Origin of the sequence: Pseudomonas sp. ML96, from assembly GCF_000761545.1 — a bacterium.
GTDB lineage: Bacteria > Pseudomonadota > Gammaproteobacteria > Pseudomonadales > Pseudomonadaceae > Aquipseudomonas.
On record NZ_JPMY01000038.1, the window covers coordinates 85,913 to 95,678 of the forward strand.

Genomic DNA, 9,766 nt, shown 5'->3' on the forward strand with positions numbered 1-9,766 from the left:
TTATGGATAAATGCCCTCGCGGTACTCATTGCCTACCTCGCGGAACACCTCTTGGCACCAATTAGCGCCCAGGGGTATGGGTTGCGCCGCATTGCTGCAGATGCCCACCGAGCCACCAGCCTCCTGTAACTCAGGCGCCAGCTCGACCAGCTCCCCCTTGTTTAGCGCCGCGCGCACTGCGTCAGTTGGCGCTACCCATACCGCATCGCTTTCGTCGACGTAACGTCGACTCAAGCTCAACGAAAGGGTTTCCAAGCGCCGTTGCGGCAACCGCAGGCCGCGCTCGACAAACAGACTGTCGATGCGCTTGCGAATGGTGGTTCCGGCAGTAGGCAACACCAACGGATATCCCTCCAGTACAGCCGTATCGAAGGGTTGTGCCCGTAACGGATGACCCGCGCGCGCAACCAGGGTTAAGGGCTCGTTGTATAGGTGCTCGAAGGTTAGGCCTTGTATATCTGGACTGTCGGCCATGCGCCCTACCACCAGATCCAACTCCCCCAGTCGCAACTGAGAGAGCAAGTGTGAGCTTGGCCCAGTCACAACATTGAGGACTAAGGCCGAGTGACGCTCATGGAGGCGTCGCACAACCTCGGGTAGAAAAGCTCCCTCGGCGGTGGACAACACCCCCAAGCGCACACTGTGTGCCTGGTACTCAACACCCCGCAGACTCTCTACCCCTTCACGCAGAGCCTGCACACAAGGCCCGGCATAACGCAGAAAATCCCTGCCCGCCTCCGTCAACTCAGCACCACCCTTGCTACGCTCGAACAATTGCGCGCCGAGGACCTCCTCCAGCTCCTTGAGCGTTTTAGACACTGCCGGCTGACTTACCGCCAGTCTATCCGCTGCGCGCGCCAGGCTGCCCAGCCTCGCCACTTCGAGAAAACACTGCAGATGACGAAACTTAATGCGGTTGTCGATGCTCATCGGTTACCTCGGAAAGCTTTGGGCGACAGCCCGGTACCTCGTTTGAAGAAGCGCGAGAAATACGCTGGCTCGGAAAAGCCCAGCTGATCGGATACTTCCTGCACCGTCATGCTGGTGTAAACCAGGTTGCGCTTGGCCTCCAGCAGCAGCCGCTGATTGATCAGTTGCAACGCCGAAACACCTGCCAGGCGCCGACACAGGGCATTAAGATGGGCCGCGCTAATACTCAAGCTTTGAGCGTACTGCTCGATAGGAAGATGCTCGCGAAAGTGCGCCTCTACCTGGCGGCGAAACGCCTGTAGGTGATCACGGCCGCGGTCCAGTGCGACGCCAGCAGCATTATTGGCCTGCCGATGGCGGCGACTAAGCCACACCAACAACGCACTGACCAACGAACGTAGCATCAGCTCCCTGCCCGGCTCATGCCGTGCGTACTCGCGATCTATGGACTCAAACAGGGTGCTCAGGTAGCGCTCGTCCTCACCCGCCGCATAGCACTGCGGTTGCTCCAGCACCGAGCTCTCAAGCAGGCCGATCAGTTCCTCGGCAAAAGGCTGAGCCAGGCTCAAGACATAGCCGTCAATCTGGGCAGTGAAGCGAAAACCATGTACGCAAAGCGGAGGACTGACCTGCAGAGTCGCCTTGTGCACGCGAGTGACCACGCCCTCCACCTCCAACTCGGCCTCACCGCTGTGTACGTAGAGCAATTGCACCAGATCGGCATGCCGATGCGGACGAATCTCCCAGTCGTACAGGCTGCTACGCGACGGAATCGATTCGCAATGGATGGGGTCCGGTGTCGGCCAAGCATGAGTCTCGCCGTACAACTGGAACACCGGAACAGGATTTGCGGCAGGCGTTTTGTGCATTTATAGGCAGCCGAGCGTATCCATGGAAAGTCCACATATTTAATTGGATAGTGCCTTCTACGCTCCAATTCATCCACCAAAAATACAGGAGACAAAAACAATAGCGTCGCCGGGGCTCTGCCGCGGAACGCGACAATGAGGACAACAACAATGAAAACCCAAGTCGCCATCATCGGCGCGGGCCCGTCGGGCCTGCTTCTCGGTCAACTGCTGCACAAGGCCGGCATCGACAACATCATCATCGAGCGCCAGAGCCCGGACTACGTACTCAGCCGTATCCGCGCCGGGGTGCTCGAACAAGGAATGGTGGATCTGCTGCGAGAAGCCGGCGTCAGTGAGCGCATGGATCGTGAAGGCCTGGTGCATGATGGATTCGAATTAGCTTTCGATGGCCGCCGCGAGCGCATAGATCTACGCGAGCTGACTGGTGGAAAGACCGTGATGATCTACGGTCAGACGGAGGTCACTCGCGATCTGATGGAGGCTCGCGAAGCGTGTGGTGCCAAGACCCTCTACAACGTGGCAGACGCCCGACTGCATGACCTCAAGGGCGAATCCCCCTTCGTCACCTTCACCCTCCACGGTGAGAGCGTGCGCCTGGACTGTGACCATATCGCCGGCTGCGATGGCTTCCACGGTGTCTCGCGCAAATCCATCCCGGACGGCGTACTCAAAGAATTCGAGCGGGTCTATCCATTCGGCTGGCTGGGTGTTCTGGCCGACACCCCACCGGTGAACGAAGAGCTGATCTACGCCAACCATGAACGCGGCTTCGCTCTGTGCAGCATGCGCTCCCCAACCCGCACCCGTTACTACGTACAGGTCGGCGCTGAGGAAAAGGTCGAAGACTGGTCCGACGAACGCTTTTGGAACGAGTTGAAGAGCCGTCTTCCGGTCGACACTGCAGCCCAGCTGATCACCGGCCCATCTATCGAGAAGAGCATCGCCCCGCTTCGCAGCTTCGTGGTCGAGCCTATGCAGTACGGCCATCTGTTCTTGGTCGGCGACGCCGCGCACATCGTCCCGCCCACAGGTGCCAAAGGTCTGAACCTTGCCGCCAGCGACGTCAGCACCCTGTACCGCATTCTTCTAAAGGTCTACCGCGAAGGTCGCCACGAGCTCTTGGAGCGCTACTCGGCCGTGTGCCTGAAACGCATCTGGAAAGCCGAGCGCTTCTCCTGGTGGATGACCTCGATGCTGCACAAATTCCCCGGCACCGACGACTTCAGCTTGCGCATGCAGCAAACCGAGCTGGACTACTTCATCAGCTCTGAGGCCGGTCGAAAGACCATTGCTGAGAACTACGTTGGCTTGCCGTACGAAGCTATTGACGAGTGATCGATTCACTTGCCAGCGGTCACGCTGGCAAGTCGCGACCATCTTCAGTGGCGTAAGGCGGCAGCTATCGACCAATAGCTGCCTGTCGTAATCGGCTCAAATCGACCCAAAGCAGAAGTTCGATTTGGAAAGTCCGATGGCTGCTTCGCAGCGGGAGCGATCGATCGTTAGGGTACTACGAACGCTAGCCACCGGCCGGAAGCAACCCTCCGGGACAGCCAGCTCGAGCCAGCATGGCCCCTCTCGCTTGAATCTGCATGGCTTAGATTGAGTAGCCGTTCTTCGCCGTCTTCAAGAGAGACTGCCCGTAGCTGCTCGGTTGCTTGATCTGCCTGCTTGCGAACACGCTGATGTCTAGGTCCGGCTTCCCACGGGCAGTGGTGACCTGTTCGATGCCTACTGACGTCAGGACGAGGTAGCAACCCTCGCCCCACAGGGACTCCGCATCGATATCAACCGGGCCGGCATCACGCCACCAGCAGAGCCTTGCGACCACAGCGCCGCTCGGGTCGAGGAAGACGCTGGGCTCCTCGTCATGCGCGCTCCAGCTAAGCCGCTTCACCCAGTTCGGGCACAAAGCGAACGAATAGGCCGCTGCGTCAAAGCCCATATCCACCGAGCAAACAACTCTCCTTACCAGCGTTGGCGCCAGATCATTGTCAAATGCGACGTACTGGCCAAGCCAAACAGCGATGGGCAGCCTGGCATAGCAGTCGTCGAAGTCTTCACTGTCAATCTCTGCCGAGGGTGCTCTAAAGCGGTAGAGGCGGTGCTCCGACATCCGTGGCTTGAGAATCTTGAAGCGGGATACTTCGGCCACGACTTGGCCGTGGCTGTCTGCTGGGAAGGGGGCAACGTCACCGTCGACTTCGTCAATCCACTTCCGTTCTCGCTCGGACCAACCCGCACTTCGGTTCAACAGCGGCATTCGGATCCACTCGGGGCGCCCTCGCGGGAGCTTCAGCGGTCGAGGCGGAAGCGGGCAGTTCAAACGTTCCAAAAGCGTGGGCATGTCGCTGCCTTTCACTTTGCCGGCCAGCCGCAGTTCTCCCGCGACGTGGCGAAGTGCGGCAATGGCGATGTAGGCGTGGGGCTTCAGGTAAGTGATCTGCATGTCGAGCACGCGAAGCTGAGTCTCAAGCCTTTTGATGCCAGAGGGCCCGAATGCCTCAAGTCCACCCCAATCCTGGATGAACATCGCCGCGCGTCGGCGGACTGTCATCTCCTCAATGCCTGCCGCCTTCGCGATGTGACGTGCCGTCGAGCGCAACATCTCGGTCCAGCCAAGCGGCGACTCGACGCGCATTGCACCAGTTCTTTCGTCCGTGAATGCCTGGTCGCCCTCTGGCGGGTGCTCGAGTTCAAGGCGATAGAAAAGCGGCAGTGGTATCGCGTCCAAGGGGACAGCCTGCCTCCACCGATGCGACAAGAGCGCGGCTGACTCTGCCACCGCGATGTCACGGTGACTGACCAACGCAGCCACGGCGCTGCCCAACTCGGGGGCAAGGTCCGCGCTGTCAGCAGCCAGCAGCGTTCCGAGCGCCTGCAAGGGGGCATCTAATTCGCCGGCTATAAGTCGCCGCATAAGGGACTTGAACAAAGCTTGGCCGAGTCCGGCTTGCCTTGCCAGGCTCAACGTGCAATTGCGTGCGTGTCGCTGAACTTCTGCAACGGGCAGCCGATAGGCAAAGTGCAGCAGATCCTCCAAAAGTTCCGTGTCGCTGAGCGGTAGCTCGCTCGGCTGGAAGGGTCGCCCCAGCTGGAACTCGCGAGTGCAGGCCATCTGTTCCTCAAGTAGCGACCAGATGGCCGGCCAATCCGGCGTCGCGCTGATTACCGGCAGTATCGAATCCAGCTCTGTCAGCAGTGACTGGGTGTTCTCCTGGCCCGCCGTTACTGAATCGACAATGTTCTCGAAGGCGGCTGGGCATGTGGATGGTCCCTGCAAGAGCTTCTTCGCCTCAAAGTAGAAGAACTTACCGCCACCCATCCACTGGCTCCAGGAACTCCAGGGGTCCTTGCTTGACTCGTAGCCTTGCATCAGCTTCTTGGCGTACTCGACCTCCCCCGCCACAGCCAACCTTTTAACCATCAGGAAGCGGCAGCGCGCGTCGTCTTGCAAGACCTGCCAGCGCTCAAATATCCTCCGCGCCAGATGAAGCGGGGCCGTCTCGGCCAGATATCTGAAACGGTACGGGGCGTTGTAGTTCAGTTCGTCGCCATCCGCTTCAAACGCGCGCTCAAGCTGCTCGAGAGTGGTCTCCGAGTCGTACTTGCTTGGCGTATACGAGTGTCGAGGTTCCGGCGCTTCTGACGTCCACCGGGCTACGGCGGCGTCGAGCTCGGCAGATGAAAACCCATGTCTTCCGGCAGCGGCGCGAAGGCGCTGGAGCAGTCCGACCCTCTCGTGTGCCCTGCTGGCTACCTCGATCACCGCCAAAAACATCCGCGCGAGCGGTTCAATCTGTCTAGGTCCTGCGGCGTCGGCGGCGATGTCGATGAAGTCACCGACGTGGTGCGGGTCCCGGTAGTACGGTTCCATGTAAAACGGCAGACACAGACCGCACCAGACCGTCGCGCAAGCCAAGAAGAGTTCAGGGCTTCGCCGCACCATCCCCGTCATGAGCAGGTCAACACGGTTCGGCCAGCCAATCAGATTCCAATCCGCCAGTGTCTTTGACACCTCGAAGCCGAAGCGAGGTCCGACCTGCGTCGCTTCCTCGATTAGCGACATCGTCAAACGATGCGCGGCCGACGACCCTTCCGTTTCGGTCATGCCGCCGACCTGGCGCATTAAGGTCGATACTCGCTTGACACGGTTCTCCGGGTCAGCGGCGTTCGCAAGGACCAGGATGTCTCGCCAGATTGCGTACTGCGGGTCTTTCTTGGGGGCCAACGCGTAGCCAAGGCATTGCTCGGGAACCGTCGCCAGCAACTGTTTGGCCCGCTCTAAGTCCCCGACCGCAGCCAGCGCGATGGCCAGATCGGCCAACCCGTCGATCTGCTCGCTCGGCGTGCTCTCCTGAAGCTCCGCCACGAGTGCGTTGAGTCGATCGACGGCCGCCACCCCGTCACCGTCAACCCTATACGCATCGACGGCCAATCTGCGTCGCAGGTACGCAGTGCCCCCCAGCGTCGATGAGGCGATGGCTGCGTCAATTTCCCGAAGTACCGCACGGTACTCAGTCTCGCCGCGCTTGGCGCCGAGCCTCAGCAGCGCTGGCACGAGCATGGGGACCGCTTTGAAGGCCTGCTGGATGCGATATGACTCGCTGCCGCCTTCTGATGTCAGACGTAGGACGTACCCAAGGGCAATGCGTGCTTCGTCCTGGATGCTGCCGGCCGGCACGGACGCGTTGTCGACGGCGGCGCGACCTAGAAGCACGCCTATCGTCGAGGCGTGCTGCTGGAGCGGATGAAGGAAGGTGTGCTTCGACGGTGTCGCGCTTGGCAGCGGCTTATTGAGCAGCGTGCAAAGCCTCGCGTGATGCATCACCGCACCGACCAGATTACCCAGCCCAGCCAGGTCCGCCTCGTCGTCGCACATAGAGATCATCGGTGCGACCAGCTTGTCGAACAGGGCCTCGGCTAGGTCACGACGGTCAGCTTCGAATGCAATTAGTGCCATCCGGCGTCGGTAGCCGTTGGGTACCTCTACGAAGCCAGGAAGGGCGGCGGCAGCATCAAACAGGGCAAGCGCTTGCGCAACGTCGCCACGCCGACTGGCCACAAGACCTGCGTGAACGATCACCGAAGGCTTGTCTTCGTTGGCTACCCCGAGCTTGCTGCAGAGGTCTTGTGGATCGGCGCCAACCTTCTGAAGGAGTATCGCCTCTGCGGCTTCCCTCCTCAGATGCAGTTGCAGCGCGGCGACAGTTTGCGAATCCACCTTTTCGGGCTGGCGTAGCCCCTCTGCGGCGAGGTGGTCAATCGCTATCTGGATCTGCTCGGTGTCTCGGAAGTGGACGGCGCGCCTTGCCCACCGCTCGAATTCCGTTATGTTGTGGTCGTGCCCGTGGTTCTGGAACTTGGACGTATGGAGCTGCGACAGTGGCTCGAGGCTTTCAAACAGTTCCTTCGCCCGCTCGAAGTCCCCTCGCGCTAACAGGGCGTCGACGACCTCGTAGCCCTGGCTGGGGAAGTACTGCACGAAGGCCAGGGCTGCATCAATGTCCCCAACCGCTAGCATCGCCAGCGGAAGCTGGTTGGCGTACTCAAGGGCAGTTTCCCGCCGCCCCACTTCGTCACGACACAGCAGCAGCCGTGAGAAGGCGGTCGCGTCGTGCATTCCACGCACTGCCAGCAGAGCCAGACGGATATCGGCGTGGATCTCGGCGATAGAACGCCCGTCAGCCAGTTGCTGCCTGAAGCGAGCGGGCATCGCCAGCGCAAGTACATCGGCACCGTCGCCGGCACGGGCGCGGTAGCGCAACTCAAGCCAGTACTGCGCCGATTCGGGCGGCGCGTTCTTCGCCAACTGGGCGAGGTCGCGGTACACGCGCTGCGAGTATTCGGCATCGACGCTTCCGAGGCGGGTTCGAGGTTGAGCGATGACGAACAGCCGAAAGCTGTTGTGGAAGACGCTCCACCCCTGGGATGAACTGCGGAGCAGGTGCCGTGCAACGATCAGGGCGCGTTCAATCGCGGACTCCTTGACCATTGTGGCCAGCAGCCGCAGGTCCACAGGCGCCTCAGCACGAGCGATGTAGCCCAGCACGTCCATGGCATCGACATCGCTTGCGATCTCGCGCCAAGCAGCGGTGTACACGGTCTCAATATCGCCGTCGAACGGCATCCCACCGCTGAGAAGGTGCTTACGGCCGGCTTCGTCCGCGTGCAACAGCGCATGAATTAAGTAGCGCGTTGCCAGCGGGTGGCCATGCGATAGATTGCTTAGATCCAATCTTGGAATCTCGGCAGGCAGGCCAAGCGCATCTGCCATTCGGGCGACCTCCTCGCGGCCGAGAGGTCCCATGAGAACCTGTCGCTCGCTTTTCTCCGCTTGCTCTCTTACGGCGGGCTTCAGATTCGCGAGATCCAGCCGCTGCGTGCCGAGGATGAACACAACCCCGTTGGGGATGGCAGCGGGAAGAGGCAGCTCGCCCAGAAGCGAATTGGTCGGCCGCTCTTCGCGAGGCACATGGTCGAGCCCGTCGACGACGATGATTGTTCGGATCCCGTCGCGGTCGAAGCGTTCACCAGCCTGCTGTACCAGGACGCCGAACTGCTCTCGGCGCTCATGCAGCGAGTCGTCGCGAAGACGAAGTCCAACCAAACCGCTGTTGCGTAACTGCATGCCGACGTCAGTCAGGAAGTTGTCGGCCTCCCCGCGACCCACGCCTTGAGCAGCACCTGGCACGTACGCCAAGTAGCGAACGAGCCGGATATTGGCCTCAGTGGCCAGCGCAACCTGCAGGAGAGTGGACTTCCCGGAGCCAGGCGGTCCTATGAGTGAGACGTAGCCCTGGTCGGCGGCATGCAGCGCGGCTAACAGCTTGACCTCAGTGTCACGGTTGCGCTGGACATAGGCGCCGACCGGGAACCGGTGGATTAGCAGCGTCTTGGCGGGATCACGCCAGCCAAGCTCACAAAGCAGTTCGTCACGCGTCCACCTGTCTTTGTCGCGTGCATCGGCGACCAGCTTGGGGAGTACGCTTGCAATCTCGGACGCCTGCCGTGCCTGATCGGCGTTCAACTTGTGCGACTGGATGAAGTCCGCCGCAGCTCCGCACACCACGCGGAGGCTGTGCAAGAACTGTTCGAAGTCGTCATCGCCTAGGCCGGCTTCACGGCGCAGGTGGTCGATCAGTCGGCTCCATTCCGCCGCGTACCAATCCGATAGCGATCGATTTGGATGCTGCTGGAACTCTTCAAGGAATGCCGCGCTGTGCGGCGGCGTGCCGTCGCCTGGCTTGTCCGTAATCGATGGAAAGTCGTTGACGACTAGGCGAATTTCGACCCGGCTTCCCGGGTTGTCCTTGCGCAAGCACTGCCAAGCATGAACCAGGGGCCTCAAGAGGCCGTTGGCACCAGTAAACAGCGTCTCAACAGTGAAAGTGCCTGGGAACTTGGACGTCTTGAACTGGTGGCCGACCACCAACCCATCGAAACCGAGCACCAAGTCGTCGGCAATACCCGCGTTGCGGTCTGCGACGCCGATCCAGAGCAGCTCGTCGCGCTCGAGAGCAGCATAAATGGCAGCGCCCGCCCGCTCGTACTGGCCAATGTATCCACGGAGTGCTCGACGTTCGCCTTCCGCCGGCGCAGTTGCAGGAGCTACAGAGGTTGATGGATTCGGTTTCTTGGACATTTTTGGATCCATGTGAATGGACTAGGTAGTTGACGCCAACTGATACCAAGAAAACTGCTTCAGCATAACCCGAGGCGTCCAGCAACAGACGGTAGATGCGGCTAAGTCATTGAGCGCTGCTCTGAAACGAAGCCTGGCCAGCCCAATCGAAGCAGTCATTCACGAGATGGGGCGTGAGTGACTAACATCAGCCTATTCCTGCTGTTCAGTCAGGAAATTCGAGCGACAGGTCGTGGCCGGCAGCTGCCACTCGCAGGGGCTGCTTTCGGCTGTGGACTCAACCGGTGAACGCAACACACTGAACCCTGCGTAAGCAGGA

At 60.6% G+C, this 9,766-nt stretch carries 4 protein-coding genes; 1 reads left to right on the plus strand and 3 read right to left on the minus strand.

Going from position 1 to position 9,766, the window contains the following annotated elements; genetic code table 11:
- Window positions 1–930: a pca operon transcription factor PcaQ gene (pcaQ, locus tag IP89_RS18945; RefSeq protein ID WP_043311234.1), complete on the minus strand. Its 930-nt coding sequence runs from the start codon at window positions 928–930 to the stop codon at window positions 1–3.
- A complete protein-coding gene (locus IP89_RS18950) occupies window positions 927–1,799 on the minus strand; it encodes a helix-turn-helix domain-containing protein (RefSeq protein ID WP_043311236.1) in 873 nt (290 codons plus the stop codon). Before IP89_RS18950 ends, pcaQ begins: the two co-directional genes overlap by 4 nt.
- A 150-nt stretch (window positions 1,800–1,949) precedes the next feature.
- On the opposite strand from IP89_RS18950, the gene pobA reads away from it, so the two are divergent.
- Window positions 1,950–3,137, plus strand: coding sequence for a 4-hydroxybenzoate 3-monooxygenase (gene pobA / locus IP89_RS18955; protein WP_043311238.1), 1,188 nt, complete (start codon window positions 1,950–1,952; stop codon window positions 3,135–3,137).
- A 262-nt stretch (window positions 3,138–3,399) separates the two neighbouring features.
- On the opposite strand, the gene IP89_RS18960 is transcribed toward pobA, so the two are convergent.
- Window positions 3,400–9,447: an ATP-binding protein gene (locus IP89_RS18960; protein ID WP_043311240.1), complete on the minus strand. Its 6,048-nt coding sequence runs from the start codon at window positions 9,445–9,447 to the stop codon at window positions 3,400–3,402.
- Window positions 9,448–9,766 lie beyond the last annotated feature (319 nt).

What these genes read in the sequence shown, in the direction of transcription:
- pcaQ (WP_043311234.1), bottom strand. Translation starts at nt 930, where the DNA reads ATGAGCATCGACAACCGCATTAAGTTTCGTCATCTGCAGTGTTTTCTC.
- IP89_RS18950 (WP_043311236.1), bottom strand. Translation starts at nt 1,799, where the DNA reads ATGCACAAAACGCCTGCCGCAAATCCTGTTCCGGTGTTCCAGTTGTAC.
- pobA (WP_043311238.1), top strand. Translation starts at nt 1,950, where the DNA reads ATGAAAACCCAAGTCGCCATCATCGGCGCGGGCCCGTCGGGCCTGCTT.
- IP89_RS18960 (WP_043311240.1), bottom strand. Translation starts at nt 9,447, where the DNA reads ATGTCCAAGAAACCGAATCCATCAACCTCTGTAGCTCCTGCAACTGCG.